Origin of the sequence: Flavivirga amylovorans (assembly GCF_030540875.1) — a bacterium.
In the GTDB taxonomy this organism is placed as follows: Bacteria; Bacteroidota; Bacteroidia; order Flavobacteriales; family Flavobacteriaceae; genus Flavivirga; species Flavivirga amylovorans.
The window spans coordinates 772,030-790,171 of the sequence record NZ_JAUOEM010000001.1; the positions used below are offsets into that span (position 1 = coordinate 772,030).

At 29.4% G+C, this 18,142-nt stretch carries 17 protein-coding genes; all 17 read left to right on the top strand.

Features of this window, described 5'->3' with window-relative positions; all coding sequences use genetic code 11:
* Positions 1 to 93 precede the first annotated feature (93 nt).
* The 17 genes from Q4Q39_RS03085 to Q4Q39_RS03165 all read left to right on the top strand — a co-directional run bounded on the left by Q4Q39_RS03085 (position 94) and on the right by Q4Q39_RS03165 (position 18,141).
* Entirely contained in the window at positions 94 to 498 is a 405-nt protein-coding gene (locus Q4Q39_RS03085; protein WP_303280897.1) for a hypothetical protein, read from the top strand.
* A 103-nt stretch (positions 499 to 601) separates the two neighbouring features.
* The gene (locus tag Q4Q39_RS03090) at positions 602 to 1,756 is read left to right on the top strand and encodes an acylneuraminate cytidylyltransferase (protein ID WP_303280898.1); all 1,155 of its coding nucleotides are present in this window, start codon (positions 602 to 604) and stop codon (positions 1,754 to 1,756) included.
* A 16-nt stretch (positions 1,757 to 1,772) separates the two neighbouring features.
* Positions 1,773 to 2,648: an N-acetylneuraminate synthase family protein gene (locus Q4Q39_RS03095; RefSeq protein ID WP_303280899.1), complete on the top strand. Its 876-nt coding sequence runs from the start codon at positions 1,773 to 1,775 to the stop codon at positions 2,646 to 2,648.
* Between the two features lie 14 nt (positions 2,649 to 2,662).
* A complete protein-coding gene (locus Q4Q39_RS03100) occupies positions 2,663 to 4,066 on the top strand; it encodes a glycosyltransferase family protein (RefSeq protein WP_303280900.1) in 1,404 nt (467 codons plus the stop codon).
* Positions 4,066 to 5,919, top strand: a complete 1,854-nt coding sequence (locus Q4Q39_RS03105; RefSeq protein WP_303280901.1) for a hypothetical protein — start codon at positions 4,066 to 4,068, stop codon at positions 5,917 to 5,919. Before Q4Q39_RS03100 ends, Q4Q39_RS03105 begins: the two co-directional genes overlap by 1 nt.
* The gene (locus tag Q4Q39_RS03110; RefSeq protein ID WP_303280902.1) at positions 5,919 to 6,773 is read left to right on the top strand and encodes an NAD-dependent epimerase/dehydratase family protein; all 855 of its coding nucleotides are present in this window, start codon (positions 5,919 to 5,921) and stop codon (positions 6,771 to 6,773) included. Before Q4Q39_RS03105 ends, Q4Q39_RS03110 begins: the two co-directional genes overlap by 1 nt.
* Complete coding sequence (locus Q4Q39_RS03115) at positions 6,752 to 7,732, top strand: ATP-grasp domain-containing protein (RefSeq protein ID WP_303280903.1); 981 nt, start codon at positions 6,752 to 6,754, stop codon at positions 7,730 to 7,732. The genes Q4Q39_RS03110 and Q4Q39_RS03115 overlap by 22 nt, the downstream gene beginning before the upstream one ends.
* Positions 7,732 to 8,373 carry an HAD family hydrolase gene (locus Q4Q39_RS03120; RefSeq protein WP_303280904.1) on the top strand — a complete coding sequence of 214 codons (642 nt, stop codon included), beginning with the start codon at positions 7,732 to 7,734 and terminating at the stop codon, positions 8,371 to 8,373. Before Q4Q39_RS03115 ends, Q4Q39_RS03120 begins: the two co-directional genes overlap by 1 nt.
* A 10-nt stretch (positions 8,374 to 8,383) precedes the next feature.
* The gene (locus Q4Q39_RS03125; protein ID WP_303280905.1) at positions 8,384 to 9,322 is read left to right on the top strand and encodes a glycosyltransferase family 2 protein; all 939 of its coding nucleotides are present in this window, start codon (positions 8,384 to 8,386) and stop codon (positions 9,320 to 9,322) included.
* A 3-nt stretch (positions 9,323 to 9,325) separates the two neighbouring features.
* The gene (locus Q4Q39_RS03130) at positions 9,326 to 9,958 is read left to right on the top strand and encodes an acetyltransferase (RefSeq protein WP_303280906.1); all 633 of its coding nucleotides are present in this window, start codon (positions 9,326 to 9,328) and stop codon (positions 9,956 to 9,958) included.
* Complete coding sequence (rffA, locus tag Q4Q39_RS03135; protein ID WP_303280907.1) at positions 9,955 to 11,070, top strand: dTDP-4-amino-4,6-dideoxygalactose transaminase; 1,116 nt, start codon at positions 9,955 to 9,957, stop codon at positions 11,068 to 11,070. The genes Q4Q39_RS03130 and rffA overlap by 4 nt, the downstream gene beginning before the upstream one ends.
* Entirely contained in the window at positions 11,063 to 12,277 is a 1,215-nt protein-coding gene (locus tag Q4Q39_RS03140; RefSeq protein ID WP_303280908.1) for a hypothetical protein, read from the top strand. The genes rffA and Q4Q39_RS03140 overlap by 8 nt, the downstream gene beginning before the upstream one ends.
* Positions 12,278 to 13,426 carry a glycosyltransferase family 4 protein gene (locus Q4Q39_RS03145; RefSeq protein WP_303280909.1) on the top strand — a complete coding sequence of 383 codons (1,149 nt, stop codon included), beginning with the start codon at positions 12,278 to 12,280 and terminating at the stop codon, positions 13,424 to 13,426.
* On the top strand, positions 13,423 to 14,958 hold the full coding sequence (locus tag Q4Q39_RS03150) for a glycosyltransferase family 2 protein (RefSeq protein WP_303280910.1): 1,536 nt from the start codon (positions 13,423 to 13,425) through the stop codon (positions 14,956 to 14,958). Before Q4Q39_RS03145 ends, Q4Q39_RS03150 begins: the two co-directional genes overlap by 4 nt.
* Complete coding sequence (locus tag Q4Q39_RS03155; protein ID WP_303280911.1) at positions 14,955 to 15,959, top strand: glycosyltransferase family 2 protein; 1,005 nt, start codon at positions 14,955 to 14,957, stop codon at positions 15,957 to 15,959. The genes Q4Q39_RS03150 and Q4Q39_RS03155 overlap by 4 nt, the downstream gene beginning before the upstream one ends.
* A complete protein-coding gene (locus tag Q4Q39_RS03160) occupies positions 15,956 to 17,077 on the top strand; it encodes a glycosyltransferase family 4 protein (RefSeq protein WP_303280912.1) in 1,122 nt (373 codons plus the stop codon). The genes Q4Q39_RS03155 and Q4Q39_RS03160 overlap by 4 nt, the downstream gene beginning before the upstream one ends.
* The gene (locus tag Q4Q39_RS03165) at positions 17,074 to 18,141 is read left to right on the top strand and encodes a glycosyltransferase (RefSeq protein ID WP_303280913.1); all 1,068 of its coding nucleotides are present in this window, start codon (positions 17,074 to 17,076) and stop codon (positions 18,139 to 18,141) included. The genes Q4Q39_RS03160 and Q4Q39_RS03165 overlap by 4 nt, the downstream gene beginning before the upstream one ends.
* Position 18,142 lies beyond the last annotated feature (1 nt).

Here is an 18,142-nt window from a genome sequence, read left to right on the forward strand (position 1 = left end):
AATATTGTTGAATTTAAAGCTAAGTCATTTTTTATAATAATATTATGTTTTTTGGCCCCATTAGCAGTTAAAGAACGGTTTAGTATCAAGTTTATGGATAAGAATCATAGTCAACTTACTACATGTTATAAATTACCATACATCAATGGTATATTATCAACAAAAACTAGAGTAGATTTGTCTGAATCAATAGCATCAGATTATAAGAAATACAAGAAGCTTGAAAGCGAAGTTGTGTTTTATGGGTTGAATAGTTATATGTATAATTATATTTTTAAAGAACAAAAAATACCTTTTAAAACTTATAGAATGGATTTAGACCACGAAGAGGAAATTAGTTTAGCTCTATCTATGTTGAAAGATGAAACTAAACCAATCTTTTTTATTATTTCACCTCAAGTAAGCTTAGATAAAGTGTCTACTTTCGAAAAAGAGATTATTGAAAGGAATTATAAAAGAGAAGGGAAATCTGGATATTCCATTTTATTTCCTAATTAGATAATTATATGGTGGCTTTTACTTTTCATCCTGTTTTAAAGTATTTCATCCGAAAAAAAGTGTATTTTAGCGATAACTAAGAACAAGTTATGTTATAATGAAAATGAAGAAAATTGGTTTTATTCCATTAAGAAAAGGCTCTAAAGGTATTTCTAATAAAAATAAGAGAAAGATGGTAGGGAGGCCTTTATTTACCTGGGTTTTAGGAGAAGCTGTTTTTTCTGATTTGGACGAAGTATATGTTTATACCGATGATCAAGATATTATTGATTTTATAAAAAAAGAGTATCACTGGACCCCAAAAGTAAAAGCACTTTTAAGAAGTGAAGAAAGTGCTGGAGATAAAGTATCTACTGAATTTGCTATGTTGGAATTTTGTGAATCTATAAATTATGGTTTTGATGTATTTTGTTTATTACAAGCAACATCACCATTTACAAAAAGAGAAGATATTAATTCATGTTTAAATAAACTTAATAGTAACTATGACTCTGTATTAACGGTAGTAAATACACATCGGTTTTTATGGAATGAAGATGGAACTCCTATAAATTATAATCCTTTAGATAGACCGCGTCGTCAAGACTTTGAAGGATTATTGGTTGAGAATGGAGCTGTTTATACTACAACTAAACCTGCATTAAAAAAGAATAAAAATAGATTAGGAGATAACATTGCTATTGTAAAAATGGCAGATGAATCTTTAATGGAAATTGATACCGAGTCTGATTGGGTAGCGGTTGAAAGTTTGTTGATAGAAAGACAAAAACGAGCGAAGGAATCACAAAAAATAACGCATGTAGTGTTAGATGTCGATGGGGTTTTTACAGATGGAACAATCACCTATACTAAAGATGGAGAACATACTAAAAGCTTTGATATGCGTGATGGTATGGGACTTGAGATTTTAAGACAATTTAATGTTGAAGTCATGATAATGACATCAGAAGATTCACAACTTGTAACTAAAAGGATGCAAAAACTAAAAATTGAGAATGTATTTTTAGGAGTTAAAGACAAGTATACATTACTTAATAATATTATATTAAAAGAAGGTATTACGCTAAGCAATGTTGCTTATGTAGGTGACGATGTTAACGATTTAACTAATATATGTAGTGTTGGTTGGTCTTTAGCCCCTAACAATGCTACAGATGTAGTAAAGCAACATGCGGATATCGTATTATCTAAAAATTCCGGAGCAGGTGCTATACGGGAAGCGTGTCAGTTTATAATGAATTATAATAAAAGATTTTAACCGAGCCTCAAGTTTTATGAATGTATACAAAAAGCCCTATATAATAGCTGAAATAGGTTGTAATCACAAAGGTGATATCGAAATTGCTAAAGAACTTATTAAAGTAGCTAAAATATTTTGCAACGTTGATGCTATTAAATTTCAAAAGCGAAATAATAAAGAACTATTAACTAAAGAGCAGTATAGTCAACCACATCCAAACCCTGTAAACTCTTATGGAGATACTTATGGGGCTCATAGGGAATACTTAGAGTTTAATAAGAATCAACATCAGGAATTAAAATCTTATTGTGAGGATATTGGAATAACGTATTCAACTTCTGTTTGGGATTTAACTTCTGCGAAAGAAATAACATCTTTGAATCCAGATTTTATTAAAATTCCATCAGCATGTAATAATAACATTACCATGCTGGAATGGTTATGTGAAAACTATCATGGGGAATTGCATATCTCTACAGGTATGACTACTAAAGATGAGATAGATGGTTTAGTAAGTTTTTTTAAAAAAAATAATAGAAGTAAAGATTTGGTACTTTATAATTGCACTTCTGGTTACCCAGTCCCTTTTGAAGATGTCTGTTTATTAGACATTAACTTATTGATAGATAAATATAAAGATGATGTTAAATCTATTGGTTTTTCTGGTCACCATTTAGGTATTGCTGTAGATGTTGCTGCTTATACTTTGGGTGCAAATATTATAGAAAGGCATTATACCATAGATCGTACCTGGAAAGGAACAGACCATGCTGCTTCTTTAGAGCCTATGGGATTACGTAAATTATCCAGAGATGTTAATGCTGTATTTAAAGCATTACAGTTTAAACAGCAAGATATACTACCCATTGAGCAAGTACAACGAGACAAATTAAAGAACCAAAAAGTTTAATTTTAAGATTAAAAATGAATAAAAAAGTTTTCGTTTTTTTTCCTGATGGTGTCGGTTTGAGAAACTTTGCCTTCACAGATTTTAAAACTATAGGAGAAAAAATGGGTTTCGATATTACGTATTGGAACAATACCGTTTTTTCATTGAAAGAGAATTTAGGTTTTAATGAAGTTAAGATAGAAGATCAGACAAGCCACCCATTACTCCCTATTTATTCAAGAGCAAGAAAACGCGCAGAGTTAAATGTATCAAGAGATAAATTTAAAGATGATGTATATCCAACTTATAAATTTCCATTTAATAACAGAGGTTTAAAAAATAAAATTAAAAGCCTTTATATAAAATACTTAATAGGTATATATTCTTCTGAAAAAGGAATTGTTAAACTTAGAAAGAAAATTAATAAGTTAGAACGTTCAACATCAAAATACAATTATTGTAAAGCTCAGTTAGAAGCGCATAAGCCAGATTTAGTATTCTGTACTACACAACGAGCAACACAGTCTATTAGCGCATTATTAGCAGCTAAAGATTTAGGCATTCCAACCGTAGCTTTTGTTTATTCATGGGATAATGTACCAAAAGCCATGCAAGTTGTAGAAACCGATTACTATTTTGTATGGAGTAACCTTATGAAAGGAGAGGTATTAAAATATTATCCATTTGTTAAAGAAGAGCAAGTTATTGTTACTGGTACGCCTCAATTTGAACCTCATTATAATGATACATTATTACAAACGAGAGAAGCCTTTTTTAAAGAGTATAACTTGGATATTAATAAAAAGTATATTTGTTATTCTGGTGATGACGAAACTACGTCTCCTTTAGATCAGCATTATTTAGAAGATTTAGCAAACACTGTTAGAAGTTTAAATGCAGAAGGTGAGAATTTAGGGATTATTTACAGGAAATGCCCTGTAGATTTTACTAATAGATATAATGCTATTATTGATGCGAATAAAGACATTATTGAGGTTTTAGATCCTATTTGGAGTCAGGTAGGTAAGCAGTGGAATCAGGTTTTGCCTACCAAAGAAGATTTTAAAATGCTATATAATGTTTGTGAACATAGCGAGTTTGTGACTAATGTATGCTCGTCCACCGTGTTTGATTTTGTTGCACACAATAAGGCCTGTATTTACTATAATTATGAGCAACCACAATTAAAAAAAGGTATTCGAGATATAGGGCAAAACTATAAATATGTTCATTTTAGAAGTATGCCAAGTAAAGAAGCAGCAGTATTCTGTGAAGATAAAAACCATTTGAAAGATTTGGTAAAGCAAATTTTAGATGGAGAATTGTCAAATGTAGAAGTATGTAAAAAATGGTATAAAATTGTAGCTGGTAAAGTACCAACAAAAGCGTCTCAGCATATATGGGAAGCGATAGAGCTTATTTTAAAAAATAAAATTTAATGAGACTTTTAGGATTTGTAGATAGACTTTATAATAAGAAGATATCTTCTAAAGGTTTAGCCATCTTTAGGATTTGTTTTGCATTAAACCTTTTTTTTGAAGTCAATAGAATATTTAGATACAGACATCTGTATTTTGACCCTATTCCATATTTAAATGAATCCTATATAGATTATACTGTCCCATTTCTTATCTGGATGGGAGTCTTATTGTTTTTAGTGTTTGGCCTTTTTACAAGGCTAATGACCGTTTTTAATTATCTATTTGTTTTCTGGATTTTTAATACGGTAGGTGTTTATGAATATCATATGGATTATACCTATTTGGGTGCCTCCTTTGTCATGATTTTCACTCCACTATCCAGATCAATATCTATAGACAATTTGAGGAGAAAATTAAAGTATTCAAGTCTAACAAAATTATATAAACCAGTAGAGACTACATCGGTCTTGAATTATTTTATACTGATTTTTGTTGGTGTTGCTTTAGTGTATTTTGGATCGGTTTTTTATAAATTTAAATCATTAGCATGGATGAGCGGTCTGGGAATTTGGTTACCCGCATCAATACCCCAAGTCACAATTTTTAATGATCAATGGATATTAAATCAAGAGTATTTTATAAAATTTATAGGATACTTTGTGTTGATTTTTGAAATTATTTTTCCGTTTGTGTTTTTCATAAAAAAACTAAGACCATATTTTTTATTTATAGGAGTAGCACTGCATATAGGTATTTTCTTTGAGTTCCCGATACCTTATTTTGCTTTAGGGTATATAGCTATTTACTTGTTAATGATTTCTGTTGGTTTGTGGCAAATTATCATGAAAAAAGTACAATATAAAAAACCAAGGCTACAACTTTTTTATAATTCAGAATGTCAGTTTTGCCTACGTGTAAAAATTTGCATATCACATTTCGATGTTTTCAAGGCTATAGAGTTTATACCTATACAGGAGCATACTTCAAAAGAAATTTTATCTAATACCTTTTATGTTGTAAATAATAAAGGAGAACAGTTTGTGGGAAATGCTGCGTATAAAAAAGTAATTGTTTTAATCCCATTTTTCTACCCCATAGCTTTATTAGCTTATTTGCCAGGTACTTTTAAATTAATAAAGTTTTTATTCGGATTAGTATTTGGTATCACTAAAAGTAAAAAATCTGTTAAACTTTCAAATAATTTAGAAAACAATAAAAAGAAGATTTCGGATAATGATATTCTATTTAAAAAAATCAGTTATAAAAGTTTTAAGATAAAAACAGCCAAGATACTTTTTATAGCACTGCTTTTCTTTCAATTTAATGTAGTCTTTAATTTTCCTTTTAGCGAAAATATAGTTAAAAGTGCAGTTAAAATTAATCCTTCTTTAGAAAAACCAATTAAGAAATTAAAAAATTACAAGAACATATTAAATAAAAATGTTAAAAGATTTTTTGGTATTACTGGACATGGTGTTTTTGTTGATTCACATTATATAGGTTTTGATAAAATTTTTAATATTTCATATAAAGGAGAATTTTTGCCATTATATGATGAGCAAGGTATGCCGGGATATTATTTAAAAGGTGGAATATGGGCTAATTATAATTTTAGGGTAAATAAACCTTATGTTTTAGATAACCCTGAAAAATTAAAAGAAGGCTTGATTAGATATGCGTCCTTTTGGGCACATAAAAATGAAGTTAATTTAAATACAGCAGAATTCAGTATTCACATGAAGAAGATAAATTTAACCTTTGAATGGGAAGAGAATTTTTTAAAAGAAAATTTAAGCAACCCTTGGGAAGAAGTTGGTACAATGACATGGAAAGATAAAAAAGCAATTGTTACATTAAAGCATATAGATTAATGACTAAAAAGCCACATATTATAATTGGCTCAAATAGTTTTTTAGGTAGAGCGCTATCTGAAAAGCTTGCCATGAGTGGTATGGAAGTGCTTGGTGTTTACCATAAGAATACAAATAATTTATACGAGGGAATAAAACATATATGGATTGATGATTTAAAAAACCTAAAGGATAATTTTGATGTAGTTTATATTATAAGTGCATTTATTCCCAATACTACATCTTTTAGTGTTGATGATAAATTGGAAGCTGTTAATGTCAATCTCGTAGATGATTTATGCAAACAATTCAAAAAGGCTAAAATAGTACTTTGTTCCAGTGTTTCAGTATACAAGCATACTTCTGAATTAATCACAGAGAAAAGTGTTTTAGAACCTCAATCTAAGTATGCTGAATCCAAGCTTAAAGGAGAAACGATTGTAAGGATGCATAATAAGTACGCTATTGTTAGGATTTCCTCTATTTATGGAGTTAATATGAAAATAAAAACGTTCGTACCATTGGTTATAAAAAATGCGATTATAAAAAAAGCGATCACATTGTTTGGGGATGGTAAGAGAAAGCAAAATTATATTCACGTAAATGATGTTGCTAATTACTTATATTCGGCAGCAAAATATAAAGAGAACGATGTTTTTTTAGCAACATCTCAAGGTGAATTATCTAATTTAGAAGTGGTTAATTTTATAAAAATGTACTTACCAAATATTAAAATTAGTTTTGAAGGAATAGATAAGTCAAAATCATATCTTTATGACAATAGTTTTACTAATGAAACTTTAAAAATGACGCCTGAAAAGATATTTAAAACTGAAGTGTTAAATTGTATTGAATGGATAAAAAGAATGTATTAGTTACAGGTATTGGAGGTAATGTAGGGCAAGGCATTATAAGAAATATCAGAGCGTCACAATTTGATATAAAGGTAGTTGGTACGAATATCGAAACTTTTTCTGCGGGTAATCATTTATGTGATGTTTTTTATGAGGTTCCTTATGCTTATGACGAAAATTATATAAGTACTATTAAATTAATTGTAAAGAAAGAAGCTATAGATTTAATTCTACCAGCTACAGATTTTGAGGTTTATTACCTTGCAAAATATAAAAATGATATTACTTGCGATATAGCTGTATCAGAGGAAGAAACAGCGTCATATTATTTAGATAAATATAATACTTATTTACATTTAAATACATATAAAATTCCTTTTGCTAGTTCATTTTTACCCAGTGAATACGATAAGAGGTTTCAAAATATTATATTAAAACCAAGGAAAGGAAGAGGCTCTCGTGGCATTCAAATAAATCCAAAAGACTGTAAGGATTGTTCAGATGAAGATTATATGATACAAGAACTTCACAAAGGTGTTGAAATTACTACGGCTTTTTATGTAACCAAATTACAGGAGTTGCATGGGTTTATAACTTTTGAACGCATTTTAGAAAATGGAACAACAACACATTGTAAGGTTATTACAGCTTATGATGAAAAAATAAAAAAACTACTTGAGGGAATCATTTCTGTGTCAGAAATAAAAGGTTCTGCAAATGTTCAATCCATTGTCACAAAAGAAGGAAAGATTATTCCATTTGAAATAAATTGTCGTATTTCAGGAACCAATTCAATACGTTCCAATTTTGGTTTTAAAGATATTGAATATACACTTGAAGAATGGTTATATCAAAAGCCTCCTTCAAAACCAGAGATAAAGAAGGGGGTAGCTACCAGAGTTTTAATGGATGTTATTTATACTGATGCAACCGACTTTAACAATGTACAAGATAACTCGGCAAAACACCATATATTTTGATGAGTACGATTAAATACATATTATTTGATGCAGCAAATACTTTAATTCATAAACCAAGTTTATGGCTAAATTATATTCAAGCTCTAAAAGATTTTGGTTATAATGTCTCAGAAAAGGAATTAAAAAAAAGGCACAAATTATTATCAGAATATATTAAATTTCCAGACATTACATCACAGGATTTCTATAATACATTTAATAAAGAACTCATTAATGCTTTTGGAATAATCGATACTCCAGAATTATTAAATAATATATTTAATACTTGTAAATATTTACCATGGGAAGCTTTTAACGATGTAAAGTATATCTCTAATTTTAGTTCCTGTAAATATGGTGTATTGTCAAACTTTAATTCAGGCTTAAGAAGTATACTAAAAGAAAAAATAGAAGATATAAATTTTGAACATGTTATTATTTCCGAAGAAGAAAAAGTAGCGAAACCGAATATTGAATTTTATAAGATAGCTTTGAAAAAAATAGGGTTAAAAGCTAGTGAAATATTATTTATAGGAGATTCGTTAAAACTGGATATTAAGCCGGCATTAGAGGTAGGGTTTAAGGTGCATTTAATTGATAGAGATTGCATTTATACTAGTTCTAAATATAGAATAGAATCATTTAAAGATATACGTATTTAATAATAAAGCTATGGTGAATAAAAAACTGTCATTTGTAGTTCCGGTTTATTTTGAAGAAGAAGTTATTTCCAGATTTATTATGGAAATGACAGAAGAACTGAAAAACCTTTCGATTAGCTATGAAATAGTTTTTATAGATGATGGGAGTACAGATAATACCGTTTCAATTATTAAACAAGAAGCTTTAAATAACTCTAACATAAAACTTGTTGAATTATCATATAATCATGGTAAGCAGGCAGCTTTAACGGCGGGGATAACACATGCTACGGGAGATTATTTATTATACATGGATCCTGATTTACAAGATCCACCTACAGAGATAGGACGTTTTATCACTGAAATAGAGAAAGGGTACGATTTGGTTTTTGGAATTAGAAAAGAAAAAAAAGATTCCTTTATAAATAAAATGTTTTCAAAAATATTTTGGGGAACATTAAGAAAGTTCACAGGATTGAAATTACCCGAAGGCCTAGCCGTTATGCGTATTTTTAATCGTAGGTTTGCAGATAAATTTTTAGAATATAAAGAACAGAATAGATTTATTGAAGGTATTTTTATGCATATAGGGATGAAACAATCTGCTATAGAAATTGATCAACGGGAACGTTATGCAGGAACCAGTAAGTTTAACTTTAGAAAAAAAATGGAATTGGCTTTTAATGCCATTTTTGATTTCTCTGAATTACCTTTAAGATTGGCAGTAAAACTAGGAGTGACTTTTATACTAATAGGCATTGTAATGCTTACGATTATTGTATTTCTAAAATTATATTTAATCGATTTTCAATCGGGTTGGCCATCTATAATTAGTGCATTAATTATAGCGACAGGAGTGCAGTTGTTCTTTATCGGTATTGCAGCATTATATATTGGAAAAATATATAAAGAATCTAAAGGCAGACCCTTATTTTCAATTAAAGAACTTACAAACCTAAATGATAGATAAGGTATGAAAAAACTAGCGATTATAGGTGCGGGAGATTTAGGGCAACAAATAGCTTATCACGTTGCTCAGGACAATCAATTTGAAGTTGTAGGTTTTTTTGATGATTTTGCTGCGCAAGGTACTATAGTAAAACAGATTAAAGTTTTAGGTAAACTTAAAGATGTTGGAAATTATTTTGCGAATAAAGTATTTGATGAAGTAATTATTGGAATTGGATATAAACACTTGGCTTTTAGAGAAGATTTATACAATTCTTTAAAAAACACTATTCCTTTTGCCACATTTATACATTCATCTTGTTATGTAGATGCTTCATGCTCTATAGGAAAAGGGGTTTGTATATTTCCAGGAACCGTTATTGATCAACAAGTAACTATAAAAGACGATGTTTTTATTAATGTAAGTTGTACCATTGCACATGATTCTACAATAGATAGGCATACATTTTTGTCACCTAGGGTTGCAATTGCAGGGTTTGTAAATATTGGTAAACGTTGTAGCATAGGTGTGAATTCAACTGTGATAGATAATATTAATATAGCTGATGATGTGCAGATAGGTGGTGGTACAGTGGTCATTAAGCAAATAGAAAAATCAGGATTATATGTAGGTAATCCATCAAGATTTATAAGATGATACCATTTAATAAACCATATCTAACAGGTAAAGAAACCCAATATATCGAAGAGGCAGTGAAGCTTGGTAAAATATCTGGTAACGGTGATTTTACTAAGAGATGCCAAAGTTATTTTGAGAGCACTTTTGGTTTTAAAAAAGCATTACTCACTACTTCTTGTACAGATGCTTTGGAAATGTGTGCTATGTTAGCCAATATAGAACAAGGCGACGAAGTTATTATACCCAGTTTTACATTTGTTTCTACAGCACTGGCTTTTATCCGTCAAGGAGCAATTGTAACTTTTGCTGATTCTTATTCTGACAATCCAAACATTGATGCGACTAAAATAGAAGCCTTAATTACCTCAAAAACAAAGGCTATTGTTGTTGTACATTATGCTGGCGTTTCATGTGATATGGATACAATTATGGATATTGCTATGCGACATAATCTACTAGTAATTGAAGATGCAGCGCAAGCTATTTGTTCTAAATATAAAGGAAAAGCTTTAGGATCAATTGGTCATATGGCAGCTTTTTCATTTCATGAAACAAAAAATATTATTTCTGGAGAAGGAGGTTTGTTGGCAATTAATGATGAACATTTTGTTAACAGAGCAGAAATTATCTGGGAAAAAGGGACTAATAGAGCAGAGTTTTTTAGAGGAGAAGTAAATAAATATGGATGGGTAGATACTGGGTCTTCATTTTTACCTTCAGAAATTATTTCAGCGTTTCTATGGGCACAAATAGAAAATATAAATGATATCCAGAATAAAAGGTTGGCTCATTGGGAGTATTATCACAAAGGCTTAAATGATTGGGCAAAAAACAATCAAATTAAAATAATGCCAATTCCTGAAACAGAAACAAATAATGCACATATGTTTTATTTGATTTGTAAATCTGAAGAGCAGCGTAAAGCATTAATAACTCATTTGAAGGATAGAGAAATATACGCTGTTTTTCATTATTTGAGTCTACATGCAAGTGATTATTATAAAGAAAAACATGACGGAAGAGTATTGCCAAACAGTGATAAGTTTACAAATCAATTATTAAGATTACCCATGTTTTATGAATTAAATCCAGAACATATTGTAAAAAACGTAATTACATTTAATGGATAGATTGGAATATGCTTTTAAGCGAATTTTTATAGTAGGCATTCTTTTTTATGTTGTCTGTACTGCAATATATATAATTAATATTCCGGTAGGGAGAGGAGATGAACAACTTTTTATCAATGATTTAAGTTTAATTGATACCGATGGATGGTTAGTTGCTATAAAGAAAAGTATCTCCATACCTTATATGCTTTTAGCATATCCGTTAACCTTAGTTTTTAAAAAACATATAGCTCTAAGACTCGTTAGTTTACTAGTAACTATAATGGTTGGTATTTATTTTTGGAAGCGTAATAAGCCATCTTTCTTTTTCTTTGCAGCCATTTTATTTTACTTATGCACCACGATTTTCTTTTTTTATGGTACTAACGATGCGTTATATTCCATGTCATTGATAATTTTTTTTAATGAGGTTTTTCAGCTATATAAAAATAACACTTTTAATAGCAATGTAGCATTTGTAGCCTTGGCTACTGCTTTTTTTACAAGGGCATTGACTATCATATATTTTCCTATAATACTACTAGCCTTTTTTATAATATTTAAGCATAAGAATAAAATAAAATTAAAGTTTTTATACCCTTTATTATTTGTTTTTGCTTTATTGTGTTTTAACCTTCCTTCTCTAAAGGAAAAAGGAACACTATCCTACGATTTAAAAGCTCCACCAGAGTCTGTTAATGTTAATTGGGCACAAAGGCAGTACCTAGCTCAGTTACTTGTTAATAAAGGTGATTTAAAAAAAGGAAAGCATCCAACATGGCTGGATACGCAAACTTATGTAGATATCAATGGAGAAGAGTCTTTACCTAAGAGTATTTTAGAAAGCCTTGTATTTGATTTAAGTCTTACTATAAATGAGTTTTTTAAAGATGTTTCATTTGCTACACTATCTTCATTTAGGCAGTTAGGATTTATACTTGTCCTTATTATTTTTCTGCCTTTAGTAAGATTAATTAAAAAAAGAAGCATAGATTATAATATGTTTATTCCGGTATCAGTGATAATTATGCTATTTGTTTTTTCTTTAATTATTATTTCTAATGTAGAATTAAGATGGCTAGCACCAGTTTTTATGATGGCATTCGTTTGGTATTTTGATTTAGAAGAAAGTAGAGCTATATCAAGGAAATTTATTACTATTAACTATTTAGTTTTTATAGCACTTACTTTTTATGGAGGTCTAAAAATGTTTAATAAAATTTTATAAATGAAAGTAGGTTATATTACATCAGAATACCCTCATACTAAAATAAAACATGCAGCCGGCATAGGTACAAGTATTAAAAACCTCGCAATTGCCTTGGTTGATAAAGGTATTGATGTTACAGTTTTTGTTTATCACCAGAATAAAAATGACATATTTGTAGATGAAGGTGTAGAAATTCACTTAATTAAAACAGAACGGTTTAAAATAGCAACCTGGTTTTTTTATAGAAAGCGTATTCAGAAATATATAAACAACATTGTAAAAAAGAAGCACATACAAATTTTAGAAGCTCCGGATTGGACAGGAATAACAGCTTTTATGAAATTTAAGATTCCTTTGGTTATAAGGTTTCATGGTAGTGATGCTTACTTCTGTAAGATAGAAGGAAGAAAGCAAAAATTCAAAAATTTTATTTTTGAAAAATCAGGCTTAAAAAAAGCAAAGGCGTATGTTGCTCCAACTGCCTATGCTGGAAGAGAAACACAGAAAATATTTGGACTGAATAATAACAAAATAAAAACGATACATTACGGGTTACAGTTAAAACATTTTGTTAATAAAAACCCTGATATTTATAATGAAAATACCGTGTTATATATCGGGACGATAATAAGAAAGAAAGGAGTTTTAGAATTAGCAGAAGTATTTAATAAAGTAGTAGAATTCAATCCAAATGCTAAGCTTATTTTAATAGGTAGTGATGCTCCCGATATTAAGACAGATAGTACTTCAACATACAACCTTATGGAAAATCTTTTTTCTGAGAAAGCAAAGAAACAGAGTAGTTATTTAGGGAAAATACCATATGCTGAAGTTCAAGAACATATAAAAAATACCCATGTATGTACATTTCCATCTTTTGCTGAAACCTTAGGTATGGTAACAATAGAATCAATGGCTATGCAAAAACCTGTAGTAAATACAAGTATAGGTTGGGCTCAAGAATTAATAGATGATGAGATAAATGGGTTTTTAGTACATCCATCAAAGATTGATGATTATGCTACTCGTATTATTGAATTGTTTAATGATAAGAGTAAATGTATTGAAATAGGGAGAGCTGCAAGAAAAAAGGTAGAACAACTTTTTGATATTGAAAAAAACGCTGATATAAATATAGAATATTATAAAAGTATTATAGAAAAATGATCCTGCTAGTACATAAGGATAATCGGGTTATAGAAATTATTGATTTAAAAACTGATAAATCAATAGATTTTACAAACTCAAACCCTGTAGAAGCATTATTTCATGTTGCGAAAAACAACATTGAAAGCATACTTATTTGGTGTCATAAATCATTAAAAGAAAACTTAAATATTAATGGGATAGAAACATCATTTCATCTCAAAAATATGATGCTATCTTATTCTACAGAACAGTATGTACCAGAGCAAATAGGGTATATAGAAGATTCCCCGTTTTTAAAAGTAAATAAAAGAGTAAAATACCCGACATGGCTTATGAGTAATCAAGTAGGGGTAATTCACGCATCTCAATTACTAAAATTTGAAAATAAAATAAATTATAATAATTCGTTCGATTTTTTTCTGAATTCGATAGCAAAAACAGGAATGCCACAAGGTTTGTTTTGTTATTCCGAACCCAAACTCCTAAATGATTTAAATCTTTTAACGGAATCTGGAAAAGCTTCAAAGTTTGAATTATTTAAGTTTGCAAGATTGCATTATAAAGGTGTATGGAGTTTTTTGTTATTTCTAAACCTTATCGTCTACGAACGAAAGTTTCCGCTTTTTTCTTTTTTTAAAAATGTTTTCAGTAATCAAAAAAAAATAAAATTAGAATTTGAGCAAGAACCTCTATCTTTAAATAAAACCAACCTAGGTATTTCCATAGATGTTATTATACCTACCGTAGGAAGAAAAGAATATTTGCATGATGTGTTAATAGACTTATCGAATCAAACAAAACTACCGGAAAAAGTAATTATTGTAGAACAGAATGAAGATATTAATAGCAAAACAGAATTAGATTTTATAGCCAATAATATATGGCCTTTTATGATTATACATAAGTTTATTCATAAAATGGGAGCATGTAATGCACGTAATCTGGCATTAAAAGAAGTGACCGCTGATTATTTGTATTTAGCAGACGATGATAATAAGTTTAAAAATAATTTACTTGAAGATGTAATAACCAAAATGACGTATTATGACTTAGATGTTATAACTATGAGCTATCTTCAGGAAAATGAAGTTGAAATTCATAACAAGCCTTTACAGTGGAGTACTTTTGGAGCAGGAAGTAGTGTTATGGCTTCAAAATTTTTAGAACAGATTAAATTTAATTTAGCTTTAGAATTTGGCTATGGAGAAGATGCAGATTTTGGAATGCAATTGAGAAACTCTGGTGCAGACGTAATCTATTTTCCTGATATTAAGATTAAACATTTAAAAGCACCCATAGGAGGATTTAGAACACCATTTAAGCACCCTTGGTTTAAAGAAGAAGTACAACCAAAACCATCACCCACCGTGATGTTGAATAGAATGAACAATTCTACAAAGCATCAGTTATTAGGTTATAAAACAAAACTTTTTCTTAAATATTATAAATCTCAGAATATTAAAAACCCTATAAGGTATTTTAAGCTTTTTAAGAAACAATGGCAGTTTAGTCAGTTTTGGGCAAATACTTTAAAAGAACAACATAAATGATACGTTTTTCATTAATAGTTTGTACATATATGCGACCAAGACCATTATTGGATTTATTAAATTCAGTAAAAATACAATCTGTTTACCCTACAGAAGTATTAATAGTTGATGGGTCTGTAAACGATGAAACCGATAAACTTTTGCATGAAAACAAGTTTGAGAATTTAAAATATTTTAAAGTTGAAGAAAAAAATCGAGGTTTAACAAAACAACGTAATTATGGAATTAACTTAGCCTCAGAGACTTCAGAAATTATTTGTTTTTTGGATGATGATATTGTACTGAAAGATAATTACTTTGAAAACCTATTAAAAACTTATGAAATACAGAAAGATGCTTTAGCTGTTGGAGGGTACATTGATAACAATAATACTTGGAAAAAAGAATCTGTTGAAAAAAGTAAAAATAATTTTTATTTCGATGGGTGGATGCGCAGTGAGCCATCTAGGTTTAAATTGAGACGATTATTTGGTTTACAGCCAGATAAGATTCCAGGTTTTTTACCAACATTTGCTCATGGAAGATCTGTCGGTTTTCTTCCACCATCTGGAAAGATTTATGAAGTTGAACAAATTATGGGAGGAGTTTCATCTTATAAAAAGGAAGTCTTTGATTCTTTGAAATTTTCAACTTACTTTGATGGTTATGGTTTGTATGAAGATGCCGATTTTAGTTTGCGTCTTTCAGAAATCGGGAAGTTGTATGTTAATACATCGGCTCAATTATATCATTATCATGATGATTCAGGCAGACCGAATAAGTATAAATATGGAAAAATGGTTGTTAGAAATGGTTGGTATGTATGGCGAGTTAAATATCCTAAACCAACCTTTAAAATGCGTTTTAAATGGAACGCTACAGTTTTTTTACTTATAGCTATTAGATTTGCAAATGTTTTTACAAGCAATAAGAACAAGCGTAAAGAAGCCTTTACAGAAAGTTTGGGCAGAGTGGTCGGTTGGTATTCTTTAATCTTTAACAAGCCTAGGGTAAAGAAATGAGGTTTTTAATCATATCGCATTCTAAACATAAACAGAGAAGGGATACTTTTTATGGGTATACACCTTATGTTCGTGAAATGAATTTATGGTTAAAACACGTTGATGAAGTTGAGATTGTTGCTCCGAAAATTAATGATACAATTTCTAATATAGATACAGCTTATCAACATAATAACTTAACTTTTAATCAAGTTTCTTTTATTGAATTTACATCATTTAAAAAAACGATTATTTCTTTATTAAGTCTGCCGAGAATAATCTTTACACTATTTAGAGCTATTAAAAACGCCGATCATATTCATTTACGTTGTCCTGGTAATATTGGATTGCTAGGTTGTTTAGTCCAAGTTTTTTTTCCTCAGAAAATAAAAACAGCGAAATATGCTGGTAACTGGGATCCAAAAAGTAAACAACCTATAAGTTACCGTATTCAAAAATGGATTTTAAGTAGCAGATTGCTTACCAGAAACATTCAGGTACTTGTATATGGAGATTGGAAAAACCAAACAAAAAACATAAAACCGTTTTTTACAGCGAGCTTTTATAATTCTGAAATAGAGCTTCCGACAGAACGACATTATGATGATAAACTAAATTTTGTTTTCATAGGGAGCTTAGTTAAAGGAAAAAGACCTTTATTGGCTATTAAAATTATTGAAAAACTAAGTAAAGAATCAAAACAAGTTTCTTTGGAGCTTTATGGTGATGGTATTTTAAAAGCAGAATTAGAACATTACATTGCAAGAAAAAAGTTAGAGCGTATAATAACTATAAAAGGAAATAAGAAAAAGGATGAGATAAAAAACGCTTTAAAAAGCGCTCATTTTTTATTACTTCCATCAAAATCTGAAGGATGGCCAAAGGCCGTTGCAGAAGCTATGTTTTTTGGAGTGATACCAATAACAACAAAAATCTCTTGTTTACCTTTTATGTTAGATACAGAGAAACGTGGTATTTTAATAGAACCTGTTATAAATAATGCAGTTGATAATATTAATACGTATTTAGAAGATAAAAACAGATTAAAACTAATATCTGAATCTGCAAGTAATTGGTCTCACAATTATACTTTAGATACTTTTGAAGCCGAGATTGTTAAATTATTAAAACACTCATGAGGATATTACAGTTAATAGATTCTTTAGATTCGGGAGGAGCAGAGCGTATGGCTATAAACTATGCTAATATGTTATCAAAAGATATGACTGCTTTTATATGTGTAACTAGGTTTGAAGGTTTATTAAAAGATGCAATTAATAATGATGTCAACTATATGTTTTTGAATAAAAAACATACTTTAGATTTTAAGGCGATTAAACGATTGCATAATTATATTAAGCAAAACAAAATTGATGTTGTTCATGCGCATTCCACATCCTTTTTTTTAGCAACAATAATAAAAATATTGAATCCTAAAACAAAATTGGTATGGCATGATCATTATGGTAGTAGCGAGTTTTTGAAAATTAGAAAGTTTAGAATCTTAAAATTTTGTTCTTATAAATTCAATGCTATTATAAGCGTAAATCAAATACTGAAAGCTTGGGCAGAACAACATTTAAAATGCAAAAACGTGTCATTTTTAAATAATTTTATATCTGAGAATACTAAAGAAAAAAAGGAGACAACTTTAAAAGGAGAAGAAGGAAAACGAATAGTATGTTTGGCAAATCTTAGAAGTCAGAAGAATCATTTAATGTTATTGGATGCTTTTAAGGAAGTCAATAAAATTAATGAAAAATGGACTTTACATTTAATAGGCAAAGATCAAGGAGATGATTATTCTGTGAAATTAAACGAAAGAATAAATAATTTAAAACTAAGAGAGAATGTTTTTATTTATGGAAGTAAAAGCGATATTTATAATATATTAAACCATTGTGATATCGGTGTTTTGTCCTCACAATCTGAAGGTTTACCTCTAGCACTATTGGAATACGGTTTGGCCAAATTACCTGTTGTTGCTACTAATGTAGGAGATTGTGGTAAAGTTATAACACAGTCATCGGAAGGATTTTTAGTAAATTCGGGAGACTCTAAAGCTTTTTCTAAAGCATTATTAAACTATATTGATAACAAGCCATTAAGAATTGAAAATGGAGAAGGACTATATAAAAATGTTATTTCAAATTTTAGTGAGAATAAAATCAAAAATCAATTAATAGCAATTTATACGGCTTAGA

Coding starts and splice junctions, on each gene's coding strand:
- rffA (WP_303280907.1), top strand. CDS start 9,955: ATGATACCATTTAATAAACCATATCTAACAGGTAAAGAAACCCAATAT.
- Q4Q39_RS03125 (WP_303280905.1), top strand. CDS start 8,384: ATGGTGAATAAAAAACTGTCATTTGTAGTTCCGGTTTATTTTGAAGAA.
- Q4Q39_RS03160 (WP_303280912.1), top strand. CDS start 15,956: ATGAGGTTTTTAATCATATCGCATTCTAAACATAAACAGAGAAGGGAT.
- Q4Q39_RS03105 (WP_303280901.1), top strand. CDS start 4,066: ATGAGACTTTTAGGATTTGTAGATAGACTTTATAATAAGAAGATATCT.
- Q4Q39_RS03165 (WP_303280913.1), top strand. CDS start 17,074: ATGAGGATATTACAGTTAATAGATTCTTTAGATTCGGGAGGAGCAGAG.
- Q4Q39_RS03145 (WP_303280909.1), top strand. CDS start 12,278: ATGAAAGTAGGTTATATTACATCAGAATACCCTCATACTAAAATAAAA.
- Q4Q39_RS03090 (WP_303280898.1), top strand. CDS start 602: ATGAAGAAAATTGGTTTTATTCCATTAAGAAAAGGCTCTAAAGGTATT.
- Q4Q39_RS03130 (WP_303280906.1), top strand. CDS start 9,326: ATGAAAAAACTAGCGATTATAGGTGCGGGAGATTTAGGGCAACAAATA.
- Q4Q39_RS03100 (WP_303280900.1), top strand. CDS start 2,663: ATGAATAAAAAAGTTTTCGTTTTTTTTCCTGATGGTGTCGGTTTGAGA.
- Q4Q39_RS03150 (WP_303280910.1), top strand. CDS start 13,423: ATGATCCTGCTAGTACATAAGGATAATCGGGTTATAGAAATTATTGAT.
- Q4Q39_RS03155 (WP_303280911.1), top strand. CDS start 14,955: ATGATACGTTTTTCATTAATAGTTTGTACATATATGCGACCAAGACCA.
- Q4Q39_RS03120 (WP_303280904.1), top strand. CDS start 7,732: ATGAGTACGATTAAATACATATTATTTGATGCAGCAAATACTTTAATT.
- Q4Q39_RS03115 (WP_303280903.1), top strand. CDS start 6,752: ATGGATAAAAAGAATGTATTAGTTACAGGTATTGGAGGTAATGTAGGG.
- Q4Q39_RS03095 (WP_303280899.1), top strand. CDS start 1,773: ATGAATGTATACAAAAAGCCCTATATAATAGCTGAAATAGGTTGTAAT.
- Q4Q39_RS03085 (WP_303280897.1), top strand. CDS start 94: ATGGATAAGAATCATAGTCAACTTACTACATGTTATAAATTACCATAC.
- Q4Q39_RS03110 (WP_303280902.1), top strand. CDS start 5,919: ATGACTAAAAAGCCACATATTATAATTGGCTCAAATAGTTTTTTAGGT.
- Q4Q39_RS03140 (WP_303280908.1), top strand. CDS start 11,063: ATGGATAGATTGGAATATGCTTTTAAGCGAATTTTTATAGTAGGCATT.